Source organism: Nocardioides sp. (genome assembly GCF_036405735.1).
In the GTDB taxonomy this organism is placed as follows: Bacteria; Actinomycetota; Actinomycetes; order Propionibacteriales; family Nocardioidaceae; genus Nocardioides.
The window spans coordinates 1-24,617 of sequence record NZ_DASWXC010000058.1; the positions used below are offsets into that span (position 1 = coordinate 1).

Genomic DNA, 24,617 nt, shown 5'->3' on the forward strand with positions numbered 1-24,617 from the left:
GTCGTCGGCGTTGCCGGCCTGCTGCCGCAGGCTGGCCCAGTCGTCCGCGGGCCGGACGGGGTGGGTGATGGTGCGGGCGCCCTGCAGGATCGGACTGTCCGCGTCGAGGGTCGCGCCCAGGCGCAGCGCGAGGTCGGCGTCCTCCCGGAACGCCCGCGGGAACCGCTCGTCGAAGCCGCCCACGGCGGCGACGGCGTCGCGCCGGTAGCTGAGGTCGGCGGTGATCCAGCGGCTGGTCTCCAGGCCGTGGGTGCCGCGCTCCCAGTCGGTGGGCCGGCGGTCGCGCGGCAGCGGGACGCGTACGTGGGCGGAGGTCCCGACGGCTCCCTGCGCGCTCGCGACGGCGAGGTCGTCGAGCAGCGCGGCGTACCAGTCCTCGGCCGGCAGCACGTCGTCGTCGACGAACGAGACCCACTCGGTGCGGGCGTGCCGCCAGCCGATGTTGCGGGCCCGGGCGGGGCCGCCGCCACCGGAGCGGACGACCCGCACGTCGAGCCCCTTGAGCCCATCGGCGCCCCCGGGGGCGAGGTCGGGGACGTCGCCGGGCCGGTCGTCGACGAGGATGATCGGCGCGTCGACGCGCACGACCTGCTCGGCCAGCGACTCCAGCAGCAGGTCCAGGCTCGGACGCCCCATCGTGGGGATGACCAGCGTCGTGGCGATGCTCATCGCGCGGTCCAGCCGGCGCGTCGCACCACGAACGGGCCGATGGCCAGCAGGTCCACCGGCGCGGACCCGAAGCACTCCAGCGCGTCCCGCGGGTCGTCGACCATGGGGCGGCCGGCGGTGTTGAGGCTGGTGTTGATGACGACCGGGAGACCGGTGCGCCGCTCGAAGCCCGCCAGCATCCGCGCGACGAGCGGCTCGGTGTCCGGGTCCACGGTCTGCACGCGGGCGGTGCCGTCGACATGGACGACGGCCGGGATCCGGTCGCGCCACTGGGCGGCGACGTCGTGGACGAAGAGCATGTACGGCGACGGGATCGGACCCCGGGAGAAGATCTGCGGCGCCCGCTCCAGCAGCACCATCGGGGCGACCGGGCGGAACTGCTCGCGGCCCTTGACGTCGTTGAGCCGCTCCAGGTTCTGCGGGCGCCCCGGGTGGGCGAGCAGGGAGCGGTGTCCGAGCGCCCGCGGGCCGTACTCGCTGCGACCCTGGAACCAGGCGACGACACCGTCGTCGGCCAGGCACTCCGCGACCGCCTCGGCCACGTCCACCGGGCGCTCGTAGGGCACCTGCGCGGTGCGCAGCCACTGCTCGATCTCGTCGTCGGACCAGCCGCGGCCCAGGTCGGCACCCGGCATCGGCTGCAGCCGCTCACCCGACGCGGCCGCGTGGTGGAGCGCGCCGCCGAGTGCCGTGCCGGCGTCGCCCGCCGCGGGCTGCACCCAGATGTCGTCGTACCCGCTGCGCTCGTAGAGGACGGTGTTGGCCACGCAGTTCAGGGCGACGCCGCCGGCCAGGGTCAGGCGGCGGCTGCCGGTGCGCTCGCGCAGCCAGCCGGCCAGCTCGAGCAGCACCTCCTCGAGCCGCTGCTGCACCGTGGCGGCCAGGTCGGCGTGGTCCTGGGTCCACTCCTCGCCCGGCTCCAGCCGCTTCGCGAAGGACTGCCAGTCCACCTTGTCGGTGGCGAAGCCGCCGTCGCCCGTGGTCCGGACCCGCTGCCGGATCTCGTCGAGGAAGCGCGGCGTGCCGTAGGACGCCATCGCCATCACCTTGTACTCGTCGCTGGAGCGCAGGAAGCCGAGGTGCTCGGTCAGCTCCTCGTAGAGCAGCCCGAGCGAGTGCGGCAGCTCCTGGGTCCGGTGCACCTGGAGCCGGCCGGCCGTGTAGGTGCCGGCGAGGTGGCTGGCGCACTCACCGCGGCCGTCGAGCACCAGCACGTCGGTCGGCTCGTCCCAGCCGTCGGCGACGTACGGGGCGGCCAGCGCGCTCGAGGCGCCGTGCGCGACGTGGTGCGGCACGGTGCGCACCTGGTCCGGGTCCAGCCCGGGCAGCGCCGTGGCCAGGAAGCCGGCGGCCTGGCCGGCGTAGGTCTGGCGCAGGTGGTCCCACGGGTCGTGCAGCCCCATCTCGTCGGCCGGCCGGGCCAGCGAGACGTCGTAGGAGTAGGTGACGGCGTCGAGGTCCTCGACCCGCAGTCCGGCCTCCTTCAGGCACCAGCGGGCGGCCAGCTCGGGCAGCTCCCAGGCGGCGAACGGCACCGGCCGCTTGCCGTGCTTGCGTCGGGAGAAGCGCTCCTCCTCGGCGGCCGCCACGGTGACGCCATCGACGACGAGGGCGGCCGCGGGGTCGTGGAAGAGGGCGTTGATCCCGAGAACCTTCATGTGGTCGCGGTTCCCCCGCCCTGTGAAGACAAACGGTTCTCCTTCGGCCGGGCATGAGCGCCACCCGGTGCGGGCACCCCTGCGGGGTGAGGATCCTGCTCTGGCACGTGCACGGCTCGTGGACGACTTCGTTCGTGCAGGGTGCCCACGACTACGTCGTGCCGGTGCTCCCCGACCGGGGGCCCGACGGCGTCGGCCGCGCCCGCACCTGGGACTGGCCGGCCAGCGTGCGCGAGGTGCCGCCCGAGGAGCTGGCCGGGCTGGACGTCAACGTCGTGGTGCTGCAGCGCCCGCACGAGATCGACCTGGCCGAGCAGTGGCTGGGACGGCGGCCGGGCCGCGACGTGCCGGCGGTCTACCTGGAGCACAACACCCCGCTCGACGGTCATCCGCAGGTGCCGGACACCCGGCACCCGATGGCCGGGCAGACGGCGATCCCGGTCGTCCACGTCACCGGCTTCAACGAGCTGTTCTGGGACTGCTCCGGCGCGCGCACGCTCGTCATCGACCACGGCATCGTCGACCCCGGCTACCGCTACACCGGCGAGCTGGCCCGCTCGGCCGTCGTCGTCAACGACCCGGTCCGTCGCGGGCGGTCGGTGGGAACCGACCTCATCCCCGACATCGCCTCGGCGGGTCCGGTCGACGTGTTCGGCATGCGGGCGGCCCTGCTGCCCGACGAGCTGGGACTGGGCGCGGACCGGCTGGCCGTGCACGAGGACGTGCCGCAGGAGCGGATGCACACCGAGCTGGCGAAGCGGCGGGTGTACGTCCACACCAGCAGGTGGACCTCCCTCGGGCTCTCGCTGCTGGAGGCGATGCACCTCGGCATGCCGGTCGTCGTCCTCGGCGTGACGGAGGCCCCGATGGCGGTGCCCCCCGACGCCGGCGTGGTGACGACCCGGCGGGAGGAGCTGGTCGAGGCCACCCGCCACTTCCTGGAGTCCCGCGACGACGCCGTCGCAGCCGGACAGGCGGGGCGGCGTCACGCGCTGGAGAACTACGGCCTCAAGCGCTTCCTCGACGACTGGGACGCGCTGCTGTCCGAGTTGACTGGGCTGACCGGGTTGCCGGGGCTGGCCGGGTGAGCGTCACCACGGTCGTCGCCACCCGGGACCGGTGGTCCGACCTGGAGCGGACGCTGCCGCGCCACACCGGGCCGGTCGTGCTCGTCGACAACGGCTCCTCCGACGGCACCCCCGAGCGGGTGCGGGAGCGCTTCCCCGAGGTCACCGTGATCGAGCTGGGCCGCAACCACGGCGCCGTCGCGCGCAACGTCGGCGTGCAGGCCGCGACCACGCCGTACGTCGCCTTCGCCGACGACGACTCGTGGTGGGCGCCCGGTGCGCTGGCCCGCGCCGCGGAGCTGCTGGAGCGCCACCCCCGGATGGCCGTGCTCGCCGCCAGGGTGCTCGTCGGCGAGGGCGAGCGGCTCGACCCGGTCTGCGCCGAGATGTCCTCCTCGCCCCTGCCCCGACCGCTCGACCTCCCCGGTCCGGCGATCCTGGGGTTCGTCGCGTGCGGCGCCGTCGTACGCCGCGACGCCTTCCTGCACGCCGGCGGCTTCGACACCGTCGTGGAGTTCTTCGGCGAGGAGGAGCGGCTGGCCCTCGACCTCGCGGCGGCCGGCTGGGGCCTGGCGTACGTCGACAGCGTGGTCGCTCACCACCACCCGTCGTCCTCCCGGCCCCCGTCGACGTCGCGCCGGGCGCTCGGCGTCCGCAACGCCCTGCTCACCGCCGTGATGCGGCGACCCTGGCCCGCGGTCGCCGCGATCACGGCCGAGCAGCTGCGCACCGGCCGGGCCGGCGTACTCGGCGCCGCACGCGCGGTGCCGCGGCTGCACCGGGCCGTCGCGTCCCGCCGCACCCTGCCGGGCGACGTGGAGGCCCAGCTCCGCCTGCTCGCCCGCTGACGACCCGACCGCCCTCCGGCCACACCAAAGGGTCACCGTGACCGTTCGCGGGTCGAGTGACCGTTGCAAGAGGTCACCCGCGGCGACAAGGGTCACGGTGACCTTTTGGCGGGGTCCGGGCGGCTCAGTCCTCGGGGCCGAGGAAGCGCCGGTGGTTCTGGATGACCTCGCTGATGACGAGGTTGAGGAACTTCTCGGCGAACCGCGGGTCGAGACCCGAGCTGGCCGCAAGGTCGCGGAGGCGAGCGATCTGCACGGCCTCGCGACCGGGGTCGGCCGGCGGCATGCCGGCGCGTGCCTTGAGGCGGCCGACCGCCTCGGTGCACTTGAACCGCTCGGCGAGCAGGTGCACGAGGGCGGCATCGAGGTTGTCGATGCTGGAGCGCAGACGGAGCAGTTCCTCGCGGGCCGACTCTGGAGTGGTCACAGGAGGAATCCAACCAACTCTGGCCCCTCTGCGTGGCCGCGACGCCGCATGCCGGACATCGAGCGGGTCCCGAGGGGGCCCAGAGGGGGGCCAGAGGGGGCTCCCGGTCGCGCGCCGGAGATCTCGGAGAGAACCGTTGACCCGGTCCGGTTAACGGCGTTACGTTATCGCCGTTAACCACGCTCTGGGAGGAGCCCACCATGCTCGACCGTCTCGCCTCTCTCGCCCTGCGGGCGCCACGCCGCCTGCTGGCGCTCGCCGGCGTGCTGCTCGTCCTGGGCGCCGTCTTCGGCTCCGGTGTCGCCAGCCACCTTTCGGCGGGCGGGTTCACGGTGGAGGACGCCGAGTCGACCCGGGCCACCGAGCTGCTCGACGAGCAGTTCGGCGGCGGACCCGCCAACCTCGTCTTCGTCGTCGAGGCGCCGGGCGGCGCCGACTCCCCCGCGGCCGCCGCGGCGGCCGAGCGGGTGGTCGCCCAGCTCACCGAGGAGCCCGGCTGGGTCGTCAACGTGTCGTCGTACTGGACCCTGCCGCCGGACCAGGCCGAGGCGCTGCGCAGCAGCGACGGCAGCCGCGGCCTGGTGCTCGCCCACCTGCGCGGGGACGACGACGTCGCCACGGAGCGCGCCGGCGTCCTCGACGAGCGCATCAGCGGCACCCGGGACGGCGTGGAGGTCAGCGCCGGCGGCGCGGCGATGACCTACAGCCAGGTCAACCGCGAGACCGAGCACGACCTGCTGATCGCCGAGGCGATCGCCATCCCGCTGACCGCCGTGGCGCTGGTGTTCGTCTTCGGCAGCCTGGTCGCCTCCCTGGTCCCGCTGGCGGTCGGCATCTTCGCGATCCTGATGACGCTGGCCGTGCTGCGCCTCTTCGCGGCGTTCACCGACGTCAGCGTCTACGCGATGAACATGACCACGGCGCTCGGCCTGGCGCTCGCCATCGACTACAGCCTCTTCCTCGTCAGCCGCTACCGCGAGGAGCTGCGCCACGGCCGCGACGTGCCCGACGCGATCCGCACCACGGTCCGCACCGCGGGCCGCACGGTGCTCTTCTCGGCCCTCACGGTGGCGCTGTCGCTGGCGGCGCTGATGGTCTTCCCGATGTACTTCCTGCGCTCCTTCGCGTACGCCGGCCTGGCGGTCGTCGCGCTCGCGGCGCTCGCGTCGCTGCTGGTCCTGCCGGCGATCCTCGCGCTGGTCGGCACGCGCATCAACGCGCTCGACCTGCGCGTGCTGACGCGACGGCTGCTGCGCCGCCCGCCGCGGCCGGCGGACCGCCGCGAGGACGAGGACGGGCTCTGGTACCGCCTCGCCATGCGGGTGATGAAGCGGCCGACCGCCTTCGGCCTCGCCGTGGTGGCCCTCCTGCTGCTCCTCGGGTCCCCCTTCCTGCGGGCCGAGTTCGGCTACCCCGATGACCGCGTGCTCACCACCGAGCAGAGCGCCCGCTCCGTAGGCGACCAGCTGCGCGGCGACTTCCCGCTCAACGCCGCCGGCTCCCTCAACGGCGTGGCGGCCGACGTATCGGCCGATCCGGACGCCGTGGCGGCGTACTCCGCCGACGTCAGCAGCCTCGACGGCGTCGACCAGGTGACCTCGTCGGCCGGCGTCTTCGTGGACGGCCGGCAGGTGGCCGATGCACCGGCGGGCTACGCCGCGGACGACGCCGTCCGCTTCGACCTCTCCTCGACGGTCGATCCCTTCTCCGACCAGGGCCGCACGCTGGTCGAGGAGGTACGCGCCCTCGACGCGCCGTGGGACGTGCTGTGGGCCGGCTGGGCGGCGTTCAACGCCGACGCGATGAGCGGGCTGGCCGACACCCTTCCGCTGGCACTGCTCCTCATCGCCGTGGCGACCTTCGTCGTGCTCTTCCTGTTCACCGGCAGCGTGGTGATCCCGGCCAAGGCGCTCGTGCTGAACCTGCTGTCCCTGTCGGCGACCTTCGGCGCGATGGTGTGGGTCTTCCAGGACGGCCACCTCTCGGGCCTGCTGGGCTTCACCAGCGCCGGCTACCTGGTGGCCAACATGGTGGTGTTGATGTTCTGCCTCGCCTTCGGGATGTCGATGGACTACGAGGTCTTCCTGCTGTCGCGGATCCGGGAGGAGTGGGAGGCGTCCGACGGCAGCCACGACGCCAACACCCGGGCCGTCGCCCTCGGCTTGGCCCGTACCGGCCGGATCGTGACGGCCGCGGCGGCGCTGATGGCGATCGTCTTCGCCGCGATGGTGACGTCCAGCGTGCAGTTCATGCAGCTGTTCGGGCTCGGTCTCACCATCGCCGTCCTCGCCGACGCGACGCTGGTGCGCGGCATCCTGGTGCCCTCGTTCATGCGGCTGATGGGCCGCGGCAACTGGTGGGCGCCGCGCCCACTGGCCCGGCTGCACCGGCGCTGGGGCCTGAGCGAGAATGACCAGGTCCCGACACCGGTCCGCCAGGAGGTGGGATGACCCTGCGCCGTACCCGCTCCCCGCGCGGCAGCGGTGAGCAGCTGCGTGAGGAGATCGTGGCGGCGGCCAAGCGGCTGATGGCCGCGGCCCCGACCGCGGAGTCGGTCTCGATCCGCGCCGTGGCCGACGCGGTCGGGGTCACCCCGCCCTCGATCTACCGCCACTTCGAGGACAAGCAGCAGCTCGTCACCGCAGTCGTGGTCGACGTCTTCGCCGACCTGGACCGCGCCATGGTCGCGGCCGGCGCCGGCTTCGACACCCCGCTCGAGCGGCTGCACGCGTTCGGGCGGGCCTACGTCCGCTTCGCGCTGGACCATCCGGACCACTACCGGCTCGCGACGATGGACGCCTGTCCCCGGCCGGCCGTCGACGACATGCTGGCCGAGGGCGCCTGGGTCCACTTCCACAGCGTCGTGGCGGAGTGCGTGGCGGCGGGGCTCTTCCCCGGCCACGATCCGCTGGCCGCCACGTTGGACCTGTGGGCGGCGGCGCACGGCATCGCCTCGCTGATGATCGTCAAGCCCGACCTGCCGTGGGGCGAGCCCGACGAGGCCATCGACCGGGTGCTGGTGGCCGCGGCGTACGGCCACACCGTCGCGCCGGGGGCCTGGCCGCCCGATCCGACACCGCCGGATGCGGCCGATTCGTGACCACCCCACTGCGTCGGGTAGTCTCTCCCCTCGCTTGGCCAGGTAGCTCAGTTGGTACGAGCGACCGACTGAAAATCGGTAGGTCGGCGGTTCGACCCCGCCCCTGGCCACAGGCACCACAGCACCCCCGCCGGATCTTGGCGGGGGTGCTGTGCTTCTCGGCTCAGGACGCTGCCGCGCCCAGGTCGCGCAGGATCGCCCGGGTGATCCGGCGCGAGGCGCCGACCGACTCCGTCAGCCAGCTGACCATGTCGGGGTCCTGCAGCACGTCGACGGTCGCGAGCGCGTCGGCGTGCTCGTCGTCGAGCGTGATCAGCAGCAGCATGAGCCAGGCGCCCAGCTCGAGCTTGCGGGCGGTGGTGATGACCGCGGTCATCAGCTCCGGATCCAGCGTCACCGGCAGGTTGACCAGCGCCGGGAGCACGTCGGCGGGCAGCAGCGCCAGGCCGGTCAGCACGGTCTCCCACGCGCCGAGCCGGTGCACGGTGCGCACGAACAGGTCCCGCACCGCCGGGTCCTGCTCGACGACGTGGCCGATGATGCGGGCGATCGCCTGCGGCGAGAGCGCGTCGATGAGCATGACCGCCTCGTCGAGCTCGGCCGCCAGGGCGGCCGACTCGATCACGGCCCGCAGCTTCTCATCGGGCAGCACGTCGACGATCCGCTCGAGGTCGGCGGGGTTGTCGACGTAGAGCGCGACCTGCAGGATCTCGTAGCCGCCGACGAGCTCGATGACGGCGAGCATCGGCTCCATCGCCACGATCGGCACGAGCCGGCCGACCGTGACGTACTCCTTGCGGCGCAGCAGCCTCCGACCGACGTCGACGATCAGGTCGTCGGGCATCCGCGCGACGATCGGCGCCATCCGGCCCGGGTCCAGCGAGGCCGCGAGCTCGGCGACGAAGTCCGGCTCGAGCGCACGCGCCAGGCGTACGGCGTCATCGGGCTCGAGCATCGCCGCGACCCGGGCGCTGAGCATCGGGCCGAGCGACTTCTCCGCGATCGTGGCCGACACGCCGGTCGGAACCATCCGGGTCAGGCTGGCGATCCGCTGGAACCGGACGTTGTTGCGGGCGTAGAGCGCGGTGGTGAGCCGCTGCCGCAGGTCGCGGATCGCATGCGCCGGCACAGTTGCGAGGTAGCTCAGCTCGGCCGGCTGGCGACCGAGCGCCTGCGCGAGCTTGGCGATCTCCAGGCGCGACCCCAGCTGGGGCGTGCTGCTCATCAGGAGTCCCCCATCAAGATGGCGCGGGCCGCTGACCGGACCGGCCACGGCACCGCCTCGATGGCCTCCTCGACCGCCCGCCGAACCGCCTCGTCCTCGGCGACGAGCGCCGCCTCGACGATCGAGTCGAGCGCCCGCAGCTGGGCGCTGTCGAGCGCCGTCGTGAACGGAGCGAGCGCTTCCTCGTCCATCTCGAGCCGCGTGGCGAGACTCTCCTCCACTGTCAGTTCCATCCCATACTCCCCTTCCTCCGTACCGGACGGTAATCACCGACGTGGCGGACGTCACGTCAAGGCCCGCAAGCGTCCCGTTCGGTCTGGACCAGGGAGGGCAGTTGCCGTCGATCGGCTCAGACCGGGTCCCCGTCGGCCGATGAGCCGGTGAGGTGCGGGAGGCCCCAGGAAGCCGGGAGCGGGTAGGTTCGGCCGGTGCTCCCCCGCTTCGAGGTCGCCCGGCGGCTGCGTCCGCTGGACCTGCTGGCTCCCGGCATGGTCGACCTCGACCTCGACCTCGAAGCCGCCGGCGCGCGGCCGGTCTCCGACTCACATGCACTGCCGCAACCGGCGCCGTACGTCGCGCTGGTCGCCGACGTCACCGGCCCCGCCACCGTCGCGCTGGAGGCCGGCGGGGTGCGCATGTCCGGCAGCCTCGGTCCGGACCGCCGTACCGGCCTCGTGGTGTCCGGTGCCGCCACGACGCGGCACAGGAGCCGCCGGTTCGGCCGGGTCGGACGCGGCGCCCACGTCGACGCCGTCGCGCTGATCCTGACCGGTCCGCAGCTGACGCTGCTCACCCACGACCGGGACGGCTGGACGGGTCGCGCGCGCGTGGACCTGCTCGACCTGCTCGACGGGGAGATCGACCCGCACGACCCGGACTGGCTGGCGTCGCTGCGGGTGAGCGCGTCGGGCGCCGTCCGCCGGCTCCGAGCGGGAGGCTTCGGCCAGCTCGGCCTGCGCGACCTGCGCCTGGTCAGCCACGCCGACGGTACGCCGTACCTGCGCGACGGGCGCCCGTTCCTGACCGCGACCAGTGCCGGCGCCGGCTTCTTCGCGACCGGGCACGCCAGCGTCTGGGAGCTGGACCCGGACACCCTCGACCTCACCCACCGCGCCGACCTCTTCGCCCGCCGCGGCGGCAAGGTGTACGGCGACCAGGCGATGCACCTGGTGCGCGACGGCGACTCCTGGCTGGTGGCGACCAGCAGCTGGGGCTCGTTCCGGGATCCTGCCGTCGACGAGGTCCACGTGGAGATCGCCCGCAGCGACGCCGACCTGCTCGACGGGCGGCACGTGCTGGACACCCGCCCGCTGCCACTGCCGACGACCGGACTGCACTCGGTCGGCGTGTGGGACCCGCACCTGGTCCGGGTGCCGGCCACCGACACCGGGGCCGAGGGGAACCACTGGCTCGTCGGCTACGTCAGCGCTAGCCGGTTCTTCGTCTTCCACCCGGTGGTCGCGACCGGAGCCGACCTGGACCGGCTGACGCTACGGGCGGCCGCGACCGAGCGGCGCGCCACGGAGGGCACCACGCTGGTGCCGCCATCGGTGGCTGGCGGCGCGTGGCGGGTGCTCGCCAGCGACGGCCGCGACGGTCGCCGGGGCGAGCGCGCGGCGTACCCCGTCTTCGACCTCGACCTGCGACAGCAGGGCGTGATCGACGCGGAGTACCACTCCAACCTGCCGTGGCCGACGCTCGTCCCGGTCGGGGAGGAGCTGCTGCTGGTCGGCTTCGACGGCACACCGGCCGGCGGCCGACTGCTCGGCTACGGGACCCACGGCGACGTGGTCGTCGCCCGCTCGGTCACCGGTCAGTCGCGCGAGGGTCCCGCGTAGTCAGCCCACTTGTCGTACTCGTCGGGCTGCCCCGCCTCAGCGGCATCGTCGGTGTCACCACCATGCAGCTCCTTCGCGAGCGCACCGAAGTCCGTCTCGTGAGTGCGGTACTTCAGGTCGCGGGCGACCTTCGTCTGCTTGGCTTTCGCTCGGCCGCGCCCCATAGGGTCAGCCCCCTCGCACTTGGCCGGGGCACCGTGGCTCCCGGGCTGTCTGAAAGGTGTCTCGTGGGGGCAACGGTACCTGCTGGCTCCGCTTCCCGCACACCGAGGGTCCCGTTTTGCGTTCGCCCGCGGCGAACGTCACCACCCGGGGTGCTGGCCGACCAGTCGGACCTTGCCCTCCAGGCCCTCCTCGGCGGCCGTGACGGCCCCCGCGACCCACGCCGCGATGCCCTGCTCCTCGAGCAGCGCGATGACCTGGTCGGCGGCCGAGGCGGCGGTCAGCGCGACCATGCCGACACCCATGTTGAGGGTGGCCTCCAGGTCCGGCTGCGGCACGTCGCCGACGCGGCGGACCAGGTCGAAGACGGGCGCGGGCGTCCACGTGCCGCGCTCGACGGTGGCGGTGAGCTCGGGCGGCATCACCCGCTCCAGGTTGGCCGCCAGGCCGCCACCGGTGACGTGCGACATCGCGTGGGTGCCGGCCAGGCCGGTCTCGCGGGCGACCTTGAGGCAGGCCTTGGCGTAGATCCTCGTCGGCGTGAGCAGCTCCTCGCCGAGGGTCCGCCCGAACTCCTCGACGTGCTCCTCCAGGCCCATCCGGCCGGGGCCGTCCTGGTTGAGCAGCACGTGCCGGACCAGGGAGTAGCCGTTGGAGTGCAGGCCGCTGGAGGCCATCGCGACCACCACGTCGCCGGGCCGCACCAGGTGCGCACCCAGGAGCTGGTCGGCCTCGACGACCCCGGTCGTGGCGCCGGCGACGTCGTACTCGTCGGGAGCCAGCAGGCCGGGGTGCTCGGCGGTCTCGCCGCCGACCAGCGCGGTACCGGCCTCCACGCACGCCTCCGCGATGCCCTTGACGATGGCGGCGATCCGCTCCGGCACGACCTTGCCGGTCGCGATGTAGTCGGTCATGAACAGCGGCTCCGCGCCGCAGACCACGAGGTCGTCGACGACCATGCCGACCAGGTCGAACCCGATCGTGTCGTGGACGTCCATCCGCTGGGCGATGGCGACCTTGGTGCCGACGCCGTCGGTGGAGGTGGCCAGCAGCGGCCGCCGGTACGCCGTCAGGGCACTGGCGTCGAAGAGGCCGGCGAAGCCGCCGAGACCGCCCATCATCTCCGGACGGCGGGCCTTCTCGACCCACTCCTTCATCAGGTCGATGGCCCGGTCGGCGGCCTCGATGTCGACACCGGCGGCGGCGTAGGCGTTCGTCACGTCAGATCCTCAGGGGTTGTTCAGGACGGGCAGTGCCTTGCCCATCGTCGGGGCCTGGAGGCTCACCTCGAGCAGGTGCTTCCCGAGCAGGCTCTCGTCCGGCAGCTCCACGGGGTAGGTGCCGGTGAAGCAGGCGGTGCACAGCTGGTCCTGCGGCTGGCCGGTCGCCTCGATCATGCCGTCGAGGGAGATGTAGCCGAGGCTGTCGGCGCCGATCGAGGACGCGATCTCGTCGACGTCGAGACCGTTGGCGATCAGCTCGGCGCGGGTCGCGAAGTCGATGCCGTAGAAGCAGGGCCATTTCACCGGGGGGCTGGAGATCCGCACGTGAACCTCGGTCGCACCGGCCTCACGCAGCATCCGGACCTGCGCCCGCTGGGTGTTGCCACGCACGATCGAGTCGTCCACGACCACGATGCGCTTGCCGCGGATCATGTGCTCGAGCGCGTTGAGCTTGAGCCGGATGCCGAGCTGGCGCAGCGTCTGCGAGGGCTGGATGAAGGTGCGGCCGACGTAGGAGTTCTTCACGAACCCCTGACCGAACGGGATGCCGGACTCCTCGGCGTACCCGGTCGCCGCCGGGGTGCCGGACTCCGGCACCGGCATCACCAGGTCGGCCTCGACCGGGAACTCCCGGGCCAGCTGGCGCCCCATCGCGACCCGGGCCTCGTGCACGCCGCGGCCGGCGATGGTCGCGTCGGGTCGGGCGAGGTAGACGTACTCGAAGACGCAGCCCTTGCGGGCCGGCTCGGCGAACTTCCGCGAGCGCAGCCCGTCGGCGTCGATCGCGATCAGCTCGCCCGGCTCGACCTCGCGCACGATGCTCGCGCCGACGGTGGCGAGCGCGGCGTCCTCCGAGGCGACGACCCAGCCGCGGTCGAGCCGGCCGAGCACGAGCGGCCGGATGCCCTGCGGGTCGCGGGCGGCGTACAGCGTGGTCTCGTCCATCCAGACCAGGCAGAAGGCGCCGCGGACCTGGGGCAGCAGCTCGACCGCCCGATCCTCGAGGCTCTGGTCGGGGTGGTGGGCGAGCAGCTCGGTGAGCAGGCTGGTGTCATTGGTGGACGCCGGCGCGTGGCCGCGGTGCTTGAGCTCGAGCTCGTCGACGGGACCGGGCAGCCGGTCGACCATCTCGCGCAGCTCGTGGGTGTTGATCAGGTTGCCGTTGTGCCCCAGTGCCAGGGAGCCGCCCGCGGTGGGGCGGAAGGTCGGCTGGGCGTTCTGCCAGGTGCTCGCTCCGGTCGTGGAGTAGCGGGCATGCCCGATGGCCATGTGGCCCTGCAGGGAGTCCAGGGTGGTCTCGTCGAAGACCTGCGAGACCAGGCCCATGTCCTTGTAGACGAGGATCTGGCGGCCGTTGCTCACCGCGATGCCGGCGGACTCCTGGCCGCGGTGCTGCAGCGAGTAGAGGCCGAAGTAGGTCAGCTTCGCGACCTCCTCGCCCGGCGCCCACACGCCGAACACGCCGCACTGGTCCTGAGGACCCTGGTCCTGGGGGTCGAGTGCCGTGGTGAGCCGGCCGTCGCCGGCGGGCGGTCCGGTGTGCACGACTCCACGACTGCTCACGTAGGGCACCGGGCTATCCTACGGGCGGAGATCGTCGTACGCCGATTCCGCGGGCCGCGTCGGCCGTGGGAGCCCGTGTGTCGCGGCGCACCCCATGCACTGTCTCAGCCGAGGCACTCGGGACGTCACAGCACCTATCCGCATCCCAGAAGACGCGACGCCATGACCATCCCACCGCTTCCGCCCGCCGGCGCCTGGCACGACGAGTTCACGCGTGCCACGCTCCAGCTGCTCGCCGACGGGATCACCCGGCTGGTGGGCTTCGGCGCGGCCGCGATCCGGCTGATCGGGGACGACGGCCGGCTCCACACCGCGGTCGTCTCGGGCAGTGACGCGGCCCGCGCGGAGCTGGAGGGCACCGCGACGCCGGTGCAGCGGCTCTACGACGAGCTGGCGAAGGCCGACGACTGGGGGCTGTTCAAGTTCGTCCCCCACGAGCGGATCGACCCCGACGTCTACACCTGGGGCTGGGTGCCCGACATCGCGCCCACGCAGGAGACCGACGGCTGGCACCCGCTCGACCTGCTGATCGCGCCGTTCTACGACGAGCGCGGAGCCCTGTGCGCGACCCTCTCGGTCGACCTGCCCGGGACGGGTCGGCGACCCGACGCCCAGCAGCGCGCGGTGCTCGAGGGGTACGCCGAACTGACCGGCCGCGCGATCGTGACCGCCATCGAGCGCGGACGACTGGAGCGGCGGGCCCAGCTCGCCGAGGCGACCCGGGAGGTGATCCGGACCGCCTCCCGCGAGCTCTCGCTGGAGGCGCTGCTCAACCGGATCGGCGACGACCTGCTCGGCTGCTTCGGCCTGACCGCGCTGTGGGCGCGCGTCTTCGAGTGCAACGCGAGCGAGCCGGCCCCGGTGCTGGCGAGCGCGGGCGCCGACGTGCCCCGCCGGCCGGTGATGGGCGCGATCGCCGAGCGGCAGGCGCGCCGGCTGTGGGCCGACCGGCAGATGGGCGTCATCTACGCCGACGAGCTGGTCAACCTGCCCGGCGACGCCGACGACGCCGACGTACGCGCCTGGGCAGCGCAGCACGACCTGAGCTCGGTCGCACTGGTCCCCCTCGGCGCCGGCGACGACTGCCTGGGCGCGCTGACGCTCGTGCGGGCAGCGGGCGCGCCACGGTGGACGGCCGCCGAGATGAGCGCCGCCGCCGACATCGGCCGTGACCTGGGCCAGCTGATGCTCAACGCGAAGGCCTTCCAGCGCGAGCGGGACACCGTGCGCGAGCTGCGCACCGTGGACAGCTACAAGAGCCAGCTGATCGCGATGGTCTCCCACGAGCTGAAGAACCCGCTCACGGCGCTGCTGGGCAACCTGGAGATCGTGGAGGAGGTCGGGCAGGCCGACGACGTCACCCTCACCCGGGCACTGCGCAACGTCGACCGCGCCGCCCAGCGGATGGTCCGCATCGTCGACGACCTGCTGCTGCTCTCCCGCGTCGGCGACCCCAGCACGCCGTTCCGCTCCCAGGTGGTCGACCTGGTCCCGCTCGTCCGGGAGGTCTGCGAGCTGACCGAGGCGGCCGCCGCGCAGCGCGACGTCGCGATTCAGGTCAAGGCGTCCCCCTGGGAGCCGATGACGGTACTGGGGGATCCCACCGAGCTGGACCGGGTGGTGGTCAACCTCGTCAGCAACGCGCTCAAGTACACGCCGGAGGGACGGGCCATCCAGATCGGCCTGCGCCGGGTCGGCGAGGACATCGAGCTGGTCGTCTCGGATCAGGGCATCGGGATCGCGAAGGAGGATCAGGAGCTGCTGTTCAACGAGTTCTTCCGCTCCAGCGATCCCCAGGTGCTCGCACAGCCGGGGACCGGACTGGGGCTGGCCATCGTCGACCGGATCGTGCGGCGCCACGCCGGCCGGATCGACGTACGCTCGGAGCTCGGGCACGGGAGCACCTTCCGGGTCCTCCTTCCGGCGACGCAGCCGGACCAGGCCTAGCGGAGCAGTGATGGACCCGACCTCCTCCCCGACCTCGTGGAGCGCGAGCGACTGGTCCGACGCCACGATGGGGCACTCCCTGCGCCTGGCCGCGGAGAGCATGTGCGTCTTCGGCGGCTTCCTCGCCGCCTCGATCAACGTGGTGCGCGGCGACCATCTCGTCACGGTCGCCGTCGCCGGCATCGAGCGGGTCATCACGGCGTCCGGCGAGATCCTGGGAGTCGACGAGATCCTGGGCCGGACCATTCCGGTCAGCGTGCTGGAAGAGCTGGTCCTCGCCCAGGCCGACGACTGGGGCGTCCTGAAGTACGTCCCGCACACCCGCTCCGGGCTGGAGCAGGTCGGCTGGCGCGTGGACATGCCGTACGACGGCAGCGAGTGGCATCCCGACGACATGCTGCTGGTGCCGGTGCGCGACGACGACGGCCGGCTGCGCGGCCTGATGGCGCTGGACGGCCCGACCGACGGCCTCATCCCCACCCCGGAGCGCCGACCGCTGCTGCAGCAGTACGCCGCCCAGGCGGCCCGGGTGCTGCTCACCGCGATCGAGCGCTCCGACCTCAACGAGCGGGTGCGGCTGGCCGAGGCCGCCCGCGAGGTGCTGGGCCGGGCCGCGCAGAGCAAGTCCCCGGAGGCGGCCCTGCGCGACATCGCCGACGACCTGCTCTCCGCCTTCGGCCTGACGGCGCTGCGCGGCACGGTCTTCGAGTCGACCGACCGGCACCTGCTCCTCGACGCCGGCAGCGCGTCCGGGCTCCAGCACAGCCCGAGCCTCACCCGGATCGGCCGGATCGCCGCCGAGCGACTGTGGCGCCAGCAGCAGGTCGCGGTGCTGGGCCGGACCCAGACGGTGAACTCCGACGGCGCCGACGCCGACCGCGCGCTGGTCCGCGCCTACATCGAGGAGAGCGGGCTGGAGTCCATCCTCATCGCGCCGCTCGGGGCCGGCGACCAGTGTCTCGGCGCGCTCGCGATGTACCGCGTCGCCGGCGCGCCCCCGTGGACCGAGATCGAGTGCTCGGTGGTCCAGGAGATCGGACGCGACCTCGGCCGCATCCTCAGCATCAGCCGGGCGCTCGGGCTGGAGCGCCAGGCGACCGAGGAGCTGCGCGAGGTCGACGCCTACAAGAGCCGGCTGATCGCCACGGTCGCGCACGAGCTGAAGAACCCCATCGCCGCCGTACGGGCCAACCTCGACGAGGCCACCCAGCTGTCCTCGGAGCTGACCGGGCCCACGGACCCCGCGGCGGACGCCGGCCTACGCCGCTCGCTGGCGGCGATGGACCGCGGCGTCCACCGGCTCAGCACGCTGGTGGAGGAGCTGCTGCTCCTGGCGAGCACGGCCGATCCCAACGCCTACCCGGTCGAGCCGATCGAGGTCACCGACCTGGTCGAGACCGCCGTCGGCCACGCCTTGGAGGGTGCCGGCGCCGGGCGCTCCCGGGTCCGGCTCGAGCTGCCGGAGGAGCCGGTGCCGGTCATCGGCAACGCGCACGGCATCGAGATCGTCGTGGTGAACCTGGTCAGCAACGCGCTGAAGTACAGCCCGGCCGACTCGCCCGTGACCGTCCGGCTGCGCCACGGGGAGCCCCACGAGGTCGAGCTGAGCGTCATCGACGAGGGCATCGGCATCTCCGAGGCCGACCAGGCCGAGCTGTTCACCGAGTTCTTCCGCTCCACGAACCCCGCCGCGCTCGAGCAGCCCGGCACCGGCCTGGGGCTCACGATCGTGGACCGGATCGTGCGCCGCCACCGCGGCCGGGTGACCGTCGAGTCGGAGCTCGGATGCGGCAGCGCGTTCCGGGTGCTGCTGCCCGCGCGCTGACCCGGCGTCAGGCGTCAGGCGTCAGGCGCGAGATTGCGCAGCAGCAGCGTCTCGGCGAGAACGACCTTGGCGAACTCCGCCAGGTGCAGGCCCTCGTTGGCGCCGTGGGCACGGGTGTCGGGGTCCTCCACTCCGGTGACCAGCACGCTGGCGGCCGGGAAGGCCTCGAGGAACTCCGCGATGAACGGGATCGAGCCGCCGACGCCCATGTCGATCGGCGCGGTCCCGTCCCAGGCCTCGGTGAAGGCGGCCCGCGCGGCGTCGTACGCCGGCCCGCTGGCCTCGATCCGGGTGGCCTCGCCGGTGTCGACGACCGTGCAGGTCAGGGTCGCCCCCCACGGGACGTGCTTCTCCAGGTGCGCCTGCAGGCACGCGAGCGCGTTCGCGGTCGTGTCGCCCGGCGCGATCCGCATCGAGATGCGGGCGCGGGCGGCCGGGACCAGCGTGTTCGACGCGCCCGCGACCTTGGGGGCGTCGAGGCCGGTGATGGAGATCGCCGGCTGCGTCCACAGCCGCTCGACGGTCGACCCGGTGCCGATCCACTCGATGCCGGGCGCCGCGCCCGACTCGGCGCGCAGCCGCTCCTCGGGGTACTCAACGTCAGCGGCCGGCCCGCCGTGCAGCCCGGCCACCGCCACGCTGCCGCGGTCGTCGTGCAGGGTGCTGAGCAGGCGTGCCAGCGTCATCACGGCGTCGGGGACGAGGCCACCCCACATGCCCGAGTGGACGGCGTGGGTGAGGGTGCGGACCTCGACGTCGAGGCGGACCAGGCCGCGCAGGCTGGTGGTCAGCGCCGGGACGCCGATGTCCCAGTTGCCGGAGTCGGCGATCACGATGACGTCGGCGGCCAGCCGGTCGGCGTACTGCGTGAGCAGCGCCGGGAGGGTGTCGGAGCCGACCTCCTCCTCGCCCTCGATGAAGAGCCGGACGGTGACCGGCAGGTCGTCGCCGAACGCGCGCAGCGCCGCCACGTGGCTGAGGATGCCGGCCTTGTCGTCGGCCGCGCCGCGGGCGTAGAGGCGGAGGTCACCGCACCCGTCGGCGCGGACGGTCGGCTCCCACGGCGGGGAGTCCCAATCGGCGTGGTCGTTCTCGGGCTGCACGTCGTGGTGCGCGTAGAGCAGGACCGTCGGGGCGCCTTCGGGACCCGGCTTCTCGCCGATCACCGCCGGCGGAGCGCCGTCGAAGGCCCGCACGATCTCGACGTCGACGCCCTCGGCCGCGAAGAGCTCGGCCGTCCGCTGAGCACTCCGCTCGACCTCGCCCAGCCGCTCGGGGTCGGCGCTGACGGACTGGATGCGGACCAGGTCCTCCAGGTCCTGGCGGACACCGGGCAGGACGGCGTCGACACGGCTGCGGATCTCGGAGGAGCTGAGCGTCATGGCTCCACCCTAAGCGGCGCTCCCGGAGCCTCCGACGGGGCCCGGGACCGACCTCGTCAGGTCACCCCAGCGGGAGGTACGGCGCCAGGTCGGCCCGCTCGCCGCTGGCGCTGATCCGGCCCTGGCCGACCGCGTCCTGCCAGTCGAGCGTCCCCGTGGCGAGCGCGAGCCAGGTGGTCGCGTCGGTCTCGACGACGGCCGGCGGGGTGCCCCGGGTGTGGCGCACGCCGGGGACGCACTGCACCGCGGCGTACGGCGGCACCCGGACCTCCACCGACCGCCCCGGCGCCTTGGCCTCGAGCAGCGCCAGGAAGTGCTTGGTCAGCAGTCGGAGGTCGGCCTTCTCCGCGGCGCCGTCGGCCACCCTCGCGAGCGCCGCCCGCACCTCGGCGGGATCGGCTGGCTTGAGTCGCGCGGGCACACGAAAACGATAGAGGGGCCCGGCGCGGCCCCCTAGGCTCACCCCCATGCAGAGTGACCTCTTCGGCCAGGCCAACCTCGAGGTGGAGGGCGGCCGGTTCGCCCTCCAGAACCCGCAGCTGCTGCGGGTCGCGCTGGGGCCCGACGTGCTGTCGGTCAAGGGCGCGATGGTGGCCTACCAGGGCCAGGTGCGGTTCGACCACGAGAAGGCCGGCAGCGTCGGCAAGCTGCTGAAGAAGGTCCTCACCAGCGAGGACGTCCCGCTGATGCGGGTCTCCGGGCAGGGCGAGGTCTTCTTCGCCAACGAGGCCGGCTACGTCTACGTCGTCGAGCTCACCGGCGACGGCATCAGCGTCAACGGCCGCAACCTGCTCGCCTTCGACGCGGCGCTGTCGTGGGACATCAACCGCGTCCAGGGCGCCGGGATGATGGCCGGCGGGCTGTTCAACACGACCGTCTCCGGCACCGGCCCGGTCGCGCTGTGCACCGTCGGCGCACCGGTCGTCCTCGACTGCAGCCAGCAGCCGACGTACGTCGACGTGCAGGCCTGCGTCGCCTGGTCGGCCAACCTGGTCCCGCAGGTCGTGTCCAGCATGAACATGAAGTCGCTGCTGCGCGGCGGCACCGGCGAGGCGTTCCAGTACGCCTTCCACGGCCCCGGCTTCGTCGTCGTGCAGCCCTCGGAGTGGGCCCCGGTCACCCAGGGTCAGTCCAAGGGCGGCTCCGGCGGGATCATCGGCGACCTGTTCAGCTGACCGGGTCCGCCGCGGGCACCTGACTTCTCCAACCGCGACACGCCGGAGACCGGTTGGAACGGTCAGGTGCCTGAGTCCTCGGGCACCTCGGGATAGGGCTGCAGGACGGCGAACAGGGAGTACGTCGTGCGGCCGCCTCCGTCGCCCTGGGTGCGGTCCCGCCACGACTGCACCAGCCGGTCGAGCTCGCCGCTGAGCTCGTCAACCTCCTCCCGCGTCAGCCGCAGCGACCAGTCGGAGATCGTGCGGTTCTGGTCCTCGGGGAGCGGCTCCTCGGCGTACGCGCTCTCGACCAGCCGGTGACCCCAGGCGCGTGCCTGGCGCCGGAAGACGCCGACCGCCGCCTTGCCACCCGGCTGCGTCTCGACGTCCTTGGTCCGGAACGAGATGCCGCTGGGGTCCGCCAGGCGCCACACCCGGTCGCGACGGTCGCGAGCCTCCTCGGGGGCCTCCTCGACCAGGCCGTACTTCGCGAGCTGGCGCAGGTGGAAGCTCGCCTGGTTGGCCGGGACGTCGAGCTCGCGGGCGATGTCGGCGGCACGTAGCGACCCGACGGCGTAGAGCTCGGACAGGATCCGGTTGCGCACCGGGTGGGCGATCGCGCGGAGGATCCGCGGGTCGTCGTACCTCGCCATGGCCGCACCCTAGCAAGTTGCGCACGTCCTATTGCGCAACTGTTGTTGCGCAACATACGGTGCGGATATGACGACCGTCGTCGACCACCCGGACACCGGCTTCCGCGCGCTGGCACGCAACCACGACTTCACCGTGCTGTGGATCGGCCAGACGATCTCCGAGCTCGGCAGCCGAGTCAGCACCTTCGTCTTCCCGCTGGTCGCCTTCGCGATGACGGGATCGGCCCTGTGGGCGGCCGCCGCGGAAGCGGCCTACCTGCTCGGCATGGCGGGTGCGCTCCTGCCCGCGGGCGTGCTCGCCGACCGGCTGCACCGCGGCCGCGTCATGCGCACCTCGAGCGCGGTGGGCGTGGTCGTCTACGCGTCGCTCGCGCTGACCGCGGCGGTCGGCGCGCTGACCCTGCCGCACCTGCTCGCCGCGGCGCTGCTCACCGGGATCGGCGCGGGACTCTTCTCCCCCTCCGAGATGTCGGCGATCCGCACCGTCGTCGCCGACGAGCAGCTCCCCACCGCGCTGAGCCAGAACCAGGCGCGTCAGCACGTCGCCGCACTGGTCGGAGCGCCGCTCGGCGGCGCGCTATACGGCGTGACCCGCTGGCTGCCGTTCGCCGCCGACGCCGTCTCGTACGCCGTCGCGTGGGTGCTGCTCGGCCGGATCCGAGCCGACCTCTCCCCCATGCCTGCCACCGTGTCCACCACCGAGCCGCGACGTCGGCTCACCGCCGACCTGCGCACCGGGCTGCGGTTCACCTGGGCCCGGCCGTTCTTCCGAGTGCTGCTCATCTGGTCACCGCTGACGAACCTGGCCGTCAACGCGCTGTTCTTCGTCGCCGTGCTGCGCCTGATCGAGGGTGGCACCGACCCGCTCCACATCGGACTCGTCGAGACGGCGGCCGGCGTCTTCGGCATCCTCGGCGCCCTGGTCGCGCCGCGCCTGATCGAGGCCCTCCCGACGGGCCGGCTCACGGTGCTCATCGCGTGGAGCTTCGTGCCGCTGGCCGTTCCGATGGCGCTGTGGAACACGCCCGTGGTGATCGCGGCGGCGCTCGCCTTCGGACTGTTCCTCAACCCGGCCGGCAACGCCGGCGTCAGCTCCTACCGGATGGCCGTGACGCCGCCGGAGCTGATCGGCCGGGTGCAGTCGGCCATGCAGTTCGTGTCGATGGCATCCATGCCGCTGGCACCGCTGCTGGCCGGCGTACTCCTCGACGTGCTCGGCGGTCGCGACGCCATGCTCGTCCTCGGCGGCCTCTCCGCCGCCGTCGCCCTCATCCCGACCTTGTCCCGCTCGGTCCGCTCCGTCCCCAAGCCCGCCACCTGGCGCGTCGAAACCCGCCTCATGGCCCGTTGAGTCCCGCCCCGTGGCCCGTTGAGTCCCGCCTCGTGGCCCGTCGAGTTGCGGGTCGTGGCCCGTCGAGTCTCGCGGAGTTCAAGGGGGCCACGACCCCCGACTCGCGGGGCCAGAACCCGGGATTCGCGGGGCCAGGACCCGGGATTCGCGGGGCCAGGACCCGGGATTCGACGTCTCAGGCGAGGGCGTTGGGGAGGGTGGCGGTCCAGGCCTCGGTGAGCTCGGACAGCGGGAGCTCGATGGCGGAGCCGGGCTGGGACTCGACCTTGAGGACGTCACCGCCGGTCACGCCGATCTCGGTGACGACGATGCCGTGCTTCGAGGCCAGCCGCAGCAGCGCGTCGCCGTCGTGCAGGTGCGTCGTCACGAGCACCCGGCCGGCCGTCTCGGAGAAGAGCGCCACGAACGGGTCCTCGAAGGCGGGCGCGAGCGCGACCTCGGCGCCGATGCCGGCGACCATCGCCGACTCGGCCAGCGCCTGGGCCAGACCGCCGTCGGAGAGGTCGTGAGCGGACGTCAGCAGGCCGACACCCTCACGGAGCAGCTCGGCCAACGCCTTCTCGTGCGCCAGGTCGACCGCGGGCGGGCGGCCGCCGAGGTGGCCGTGGACGACGTGCGCCCACTCCGAGCCGGACAGCTCCTCGCGGGTCTCGCCGAGTACGAAGATGCGCTCGCCGGCGGCCTGGAACGCCGAGGGGGTACGCCGGGTGACGTCGTCGATCACGCCGAGGACCGCGACCACCGGCGTCGGCAGGATCGCCGTCTCGCCGGTCTGGTTGTAGAGCGAGACGTTGCCGCCGGTGACCGGGATGCCGAGCTCGACGCAGGCGTCCTTGAGCCCGCGGCAGGCCTCGGCGAACTGCCACATGACCGCCGGGTCCTCCGGCGAGCCGAAGTTGAGGCAGTCGGAGATCGCCAGCGGGGTGGCGCCGCCGGTCGCGACGTTGCGGTAGGACTCGGCGAGCGCCAGCTGCGCGCCGGCGTACGGGTCGAGCTTGGCGAACCGGCCGTTGCAGTCGGTGGAGACCGACACGCCCAGGTTGGTCGACTCGTCGACGCGGATCATGCCGCTGTCGGCCGGCTGCGCCAGGACGGTGTTGCCGCGGACGTAGTGGTCGTACTGCCGCGTGATCCACGACTTGTCGCACAGGTTCGGCGAGGCGACCAGCCGCAGCCACGTCTCCCGCAGCTCCGCCGGCGACGAGGGCCGCGGCAGCGCCTCGGCGGCGTCGGCCTGGAGCCCGTCCTGCCAGTCGGGGCGCGCGTAGGGCCGCTCGTAGACCGGGCCGTCGTGGGCGACGGTCCGCGGCGGCACGTCGACGACGGTCTCGCCGTGCCAGTCGATGACGAGGCGGCCGGTGTCGGTGACCTCGCCGATGATCGCGGCGTCGACCTCCCACTTGGCGCAGATGTCGAGGAACGCCGCGACGTCACCCGGCTCGACGACGGCCATCATCCGCTCCTGCGACTCGCTCATGAGGATCTCCTCCGGAGCCAGCGTGGAGTCGCGCAGCGGCACCCGGTCGAGCTCGACGTGCATGCCGCCGTCACCGGCCGAGGCGAGCTCGGAGGTCGCGCAGGACAGGCCGGCGCCGCCGAGGTCCTGGATGCCGGCGACCACGCCGGCGGCGAAGAGCTCGAGGGTGCACTCGATGAGCAGCTTCTCCATGAACGGGTCGCCGACCTGGACACTCGGGCGCTTCGCGGGACCATCGGCGTCGAAGGTCTCCGAGGCCAGCACGGAGACGCCGCCGATGCCGTCGCCGCCGGTCTTGGCGCCGTACAGGATCACCTTGTTGCCCGCGCCCGACGCCTTGGCCAGGTGCAGGTCCTCGTGGCGCAGCACGCCGACGCAGAGCGCGTTCACGAGCGGGTTGCCGAGGTAGGTCTCGTCAAAGACGGCCTCGCCGCCGATGTTGGGAAGGCCGAGGCAGTTGCCGTAGCCGCCGACGCCGGCCACGATCCCCGGCAGCACCCGGTGGGTGTCCTCGGCGTCGAGCGGGCCGAACCGCAGCGGGTCCATGACGGCGACCGGGCGCGCACCCATGGCGAGGATGTCGCGGACGATGCCGCCGATGCCGGTCGCGGCGCCCTGGTAGGGCTCGACGTACGACGGGTGGTTGTGCGACTCGACCTTGAACGTGACGGCGTAGCCCTGCCCGATGTCGATGACGCCGGCGTTCTCGCCGATGCCGGCGAGCATCTCACCGGCCGGCGTGTGCTGCGGGATGTCGCCGAACTGGCGCAGGTGCACCTTGGAGGACTTGTAGGAGCAGTGCTCCGACCACATCACGGAGTACATCGCCAGCTCCGACGACGTGGGGCGACGGCCCAGGATCTCCCGGATCCGGTCGTACTCGTCGGCCTTGAGACCGAGGTCGGCCCACGGCTGCTCGCGGTCGGGATCGACGGCGGCCACGGCCACGGTGTCGAGCTTGGCTGCCTGCGGCTGCTGCGTCGCGGTCACGGAGGTCGATCCTACCGTCGCCCACCGCTCGGCTCCGAGTCGGCGAGGCCACGTG

General features: G+C 73.0%; 21 protein-coding genes and 1 tRNA gene. 10 read left to right on the forward strand and 12 right to left on the reverse strand.

Features of this window, described 5'->3' with window-relative positions:
* Both VGE38_RS08940 and VGE38_RS08945 read right to left on the reverse strand, forming a co-directional pair.
* Positions 1-669, reverse strand: a 669-nt coding sequence (locus tag VGE38_RS08940) for a glycosyltransferase family 2 protein (protein ID WP_331142188.1), incomplete at its 3' end; no start/stop codon positions are given.
* Positions 666-2,327: a carbamoyltransferase family protein gene (locus VGE38_RS08945; RefSeq protein WP_331142189.1), complete on the reverse strand. Its 1,662-nt coding sequence runs from the start codon at positions 2,325-2,327 to the stop codon at positions 666-668. The genes VGE38_RS08940 and VGE38_RS08945, both read right to left, overlap by 4 nt.
* An 86-nt stretch (positions 2,328-2,413) precedes the next feature.
* Here VGE38_RS08945 and VGE38_RS08950 point away from each other — a divergent pair, with 86 nt between their 5' ends.
* The gene (locus tag VGE38_RS08950) at positions 2,414-3,415 is read left to right on the forward strand and encodes a glycosyltransferase (RefSeq protein WP_331142190.1); all 1,002 of its coding nucleotides are present in this window, start codon (positions 2,414-2,416) and stop codon (positions 3,413-3,415) included.
* Positions 3,412-4,242 carry a glycosyltransferase family 2 protein gene (locus tag VGE38_RS08955; RefSeq protein ID WP_331142191.1) on the forward strand — a complete coding sequence of 277 codons (831 nt, stop codon included), beginning with the start codon at positions 3,412-3,414 and terminating at the stop codon, positions 4,240-4,242. Before VGE38_RS08950 ends, VGE38_RS08955 begins: the two co-directional genes overlap by 4 nt.
* Before the next feature lie 124 nt (positions 4,243-4,366).
* Here the strand turns inward: VGE38_RS08955 and VGE38_RS08960 are convergent, their stop codons facing one another.
* Positions 4,367-4,669: a chorismate mutase gene (locus tag VGE38_RS08960; protein WP_331142192.1), complete on the reverse strand. Its 303-nt coding sequence runs from the start codon at positions 4,667-4,669 to the stop codon at positions 4,367-4,369.
* Positions 4,670-4,869: 200 nt separating this feature from the next.
* On the opposite strand from VGE38_RS08960, the gene VGE38_RS08965 reads away from it, so the two are divergent.
* The 3 genes from VGE38_RS08965 to VGE38_RS08975 all read left to right on the forward strand — a co-directional run bounded on the left by VGE38_RS08965 (position 4,870) and on the right by VGE38_RS08975 (position 7,879).
* Positions 4,870-7,119 carry an MMPL family transporter gene (locus tag VGE38_RS08965; protein ID WP_331142193.1) on the forward strand — a complete coding sequence of 750 codons (2,250 nt, stop codon included), beginning with the start codon at positions 4,870-4,872 and terminating at the stop codon, positions 7,117-7,119.
* The gene (locus tag VGE38_RS08970) at positions 7,116-7,769 is read left to right on the forward strand and encodes a TetR/AcrR family transcriptional regulator (protein WP_331142194.1); all 654 of its coding nucleotides are present in this window, start codon (positions 7,116-7,118) and stop codon (positions 7,767-7,769) included. Before VGE38_RS08965 ends, VGE38_RS08970 begins: the two co-directional genes overlap by 4 nt.
* 36 nt (positions 7,770-7,805) lie before the next feature.
* Positions 7,806-7,879: transfer RNA gene (locus VGE38_RS08975), tRNA-Phe, on the forward strand.
* Positions 7,880-7,932: 53 nt separating this feature from the next.
* Here VGE38_RS08975 and VGE38_RS08980 read toward each other — a convergent pair.
* Together VGE38_RS08980 and VGE38_RS08985 are read right to left on the reverse strand one after the other, a co-directional pair.
* Entirely contained in the window at positions 7,933-8,994 is a 1,062-nt protein-coding gene (locus VGE38_RS08980) for an MDR/zinc-dependent alcohol dehydrogenase-like family protein (protein WP_331142195.1), read from the reverse strand.
* Positions 8,994-9,227 carry a hypothetical protein gene (locus VGE38_RS08985; protein ID WP_331142196.1) on the reverse strand — a complete coding sequence of 78 codons (234 nt, stop codon included), beginning with the start codon at positions 9,225-9,227 and terminating at the stop codon, positions 8,994-8,996. The genes VGE38_RS08980 and VGE38_RS08985 overlap by 1 nt, the downstream gene beginning before the upstream one ends.
* 195 nt (positions 9,228-9,422) lie before the next feature.
* Between VGE38_RS08985 and VGE38_RS08990 the strand changes: the two genes are divergently transcribed.
* On the forward strand, positions 9,423-10,832 hold the full coding sequence (locus VGE38_RS08990; protein WP_331142197.1) for a hypothetical protein: 1,410 nt from the start codon (positions 9,423-9,425) through the stop codon (positions 10,830-10,832).
* Here the strand turns inward: VGE38_RS08990 and VGE38_RS08995 are convergent.
* From VGE38_RS08995 to purF, 3 genes are all read right to left on the reverse strand, one after another.
* A complete protein-coding gene (locus tag VGE38_RS08995; RefSeq protein ID WP_331142198.1) occupies positions 10,808-10,996 on the reverse strand; it encodes a DUF3073 domain-containing protein in 189 nt (62 codons plus the stop codon). The two genes, VGE38_RS08990 and VGE38_RS08995, sit on opposite strands and share 25 nt — an antisense overlap.
* A 138-nt stretch (positions 10,997-11,134) precedes the next feature.
* Positions 11,135-12,214, reverse strand: a complete 1,080-nt coding sequence (gene purM, locus VGE38_RS09000) for a phosphoribosylformylglycinamidine cyclo-ligase (protein WP_331142199.1) — start codon at positions 12,212-12,214, stop codon at positions 11,135-11,137.
* 9 nt (positions 12,215-12,223) lie between these two features.
* Positions 12,224-13,789, reverse strand: a complete 1,566-nt coding sequence (gene purF / locus VGE38_RS09005) for an amidophosphoribosyltransferase (RefSeq protein WP_331142200.1) — start codon at positions 13,787-13,789, stop codon at positions 12,224-12,226.
* A gap of 153 nt (positions 13,790-13,942) precedes the next feature.
* Between purF and VGE38_RS09010 the strand changes: the two genes are divergently transcribed.
* A complete protein-coding gene (locus tag VGE38_RS09010; protein WP_331142201.1) occupies positions 13,943-15,727 on the forward strand; it encodes a sensor histidine kinase in 1,785 nt (594 codons plus the stop codon).
* Between the two features lie 10 nt (positions 15,728-15,737).
* Positions 15,738-17,552 (forward strand): sensor histidine kinase, encoded by a 1,815-nt coding sequence (locus tag VGE38_RS09015; protein ID WP_331142202.1) that lies wholly within the window; start codon positions 15,738-15,740, stop codon positions 17,550-17,552.
* 14 nt (positions 17,553-17,566) lie between these two features.
* Here the strand turns inward: VGE38_RS09015 and VGE38_RS09020 are convergent, their stop codons facing one another.
* Together VGE38_RS09020 and VGE38_RS09025 are read right to left on the reverse strand one after the other, a co-directional pair.
* Positions 17,567-18,934 carry a dipeptidase gene (locus VGE38_RS09020; RefSeq protein WP_331142203.1) on the reverse strand — a complete coding sequence of 456 codons (1,368 nt, stop codon included), beginning with the start codon at positions 18,932-18,934 and terminating at the stop codon, positions 17,567-17,569.
* A gap of 61 nt (positions 18,935-18,995) precedes the next feature.
* Positions 18,996-19,355 (reverse strand): sterol carrier family protein, encoded by a 360-nt coding sequence (locus VGE38_RS09025; RefSeq protein ID WP_331142204.1) that lies wholly within the window; start codon positions 19,353-19,355, stop codon positions 18,996-18,998.
* A gap of 46 nt (positions 19,356-19,401) precedes the next feature.
* On the opposite strand from VGE38_RS09025, the gene VGE38_RS09030 reads away from it, so the two are divergent.
* The gene (locus tag VGE38_RS09030; protein ID WP_331142205.1) at positions 19,402-20,109 is read left to right on the forward strand and encodes an AIM24 family protein; all 708 of its coding nucleotides are present in this window, start codon (positions 19,402-19,404) and stop codon (positions 20,107-20,109) included.
* A 62-nt stretch (positions 20,110-20,171) separates the two neighbouring features.
* Here the strand turns inward: VGE38_RS09030 and VGE38_RS09035 are convergent, their stop codons facing one another.
* On the reverse strand, positions 20,172-20,744 hold the full coding sequence (locus VGE38_RS09035; RefSeq protein ID WP_331142206.1) for a winged helix-turn-helix domain-containing protein: 573 nt from the start codon (positions 20,742-20,744) through the stop codon (positions 20,172-20,174).
* A gap of 67 nt (positions 20,745-20,811) precedes the next feature.
* Here VGE38_RS09035 and VGE38_RS09040 point away from each other — a divergent pair, with 67 nt between their 5' ends.
* Positions 20,812-22,095, forward strand: coding sequence for an MFS transporter (locus VGE38_RS09040; protein ID WP_331142207.1), 1,284 nt, complete (start codon positions 20,812-20,814; stop codon positions 22,093-22,095).
* Positions 22,096-22,270: 175 nt separating this feature from the next.
* Here the strand turns inward: VGE38_RS09040 and purL are convergent, their stop codons facing one another.
* A complete protein-coding gene (gene purL / locus VGE38_RS09045) occupies positions 22,271-24,562 on the reverse strand; it encodes a phosphoribosylformylglycinamidine synthase subunit PurL (protein ID WP_331142208.1) in 2,292 nt (763 codons plus the stop codon).
* Positions 24,563-24,617: the final 55 nt, after the last annotated feature.

Coding starts and splice junctions, on each gene's coding strand:
- VGE38_RS08945 (WP_331142189.1), bottom strand. CDS start 2,327: ATGAAGGTTCTCGGGATCAACGCCCTCTTCCACGACCCCGCGGCCGCC.
- VGE38_RS08965 (WP_331142193.1), top strand. CDS start 4,870: ATGCTCGACCGTCTCGCCTCTCTCGCCCTGCGGGCGCCACGCCGCCTG.
- VGE38_RS08970 (WP_331142194.1), top strand. CDS start 7,116: ATGACCCTGCGCCGTACCCGCTCCCCGCGCGGCAGCGGTGAGCAGCTG.
- VGE38_RS08980 (WP_331142195.1), bottom strand. CDS start 8,994: ATGAGCAGCACGCCCCAGCTGGGGTCGCGCCTGGAGATCGCCAAGCTC.
- VGE38_RS08985 (WP_331142196.1), bottom strand. CDS start 9,227: ATGGAACTGACAGTGGAGGAGAGTCTCGCCACGCGGCTCGAGATGGAC.
- VGE38_RS08995 (WP_331142198.1), bottom strand. CDS start 10,996: ATGGGGCGCGGCCGAGCGAAAGCCAAGCAGACGAAGGTCGCCCGCGAC.
- VGE38_RS09010 (WP_331142201.1), top strand. CDS start 13,943: ATGACCATCCCACCGCTTCCGCCCGCCGGCGCCTGGCACGACGAGTTC.
- VGE38_RS09015 (WP_331142202.1), top strand. CDS start 15,738: ATGGACCCGACCTCCTCCCCGACCTCGTGGAGCGCGAGCGACTGGTCC.
- VGE38_RS09020 (WP_331142203.1), bottom strand. CDS start 18,934: ATGACGCTCAGCTCCTCCGAGATCCGCAGCCGTGTCGACGCCGTCCTG.
- VGE38_RS09030 (WP_331142205.1), top strand. CDS start 19,402: ATGCAGAGTGACCTCTTCGGCCAGGCCAACCTCGAGGTGGAGGGCGGC.
- VGE38_RS09035 (WP_331142206.1), bottom strand. CDS start 20,744: ATGGCGAGGTACGACGACCCGCGGATCCTCCGCGCGATCGCCCACCCG.
- VGE38_RS09040 (WP_331142207.1), top strand. CDS start 20,812: ATGACGACCGTCGTCGACCACCCGGACACCGGCTTCCGCGCGCTGGCA.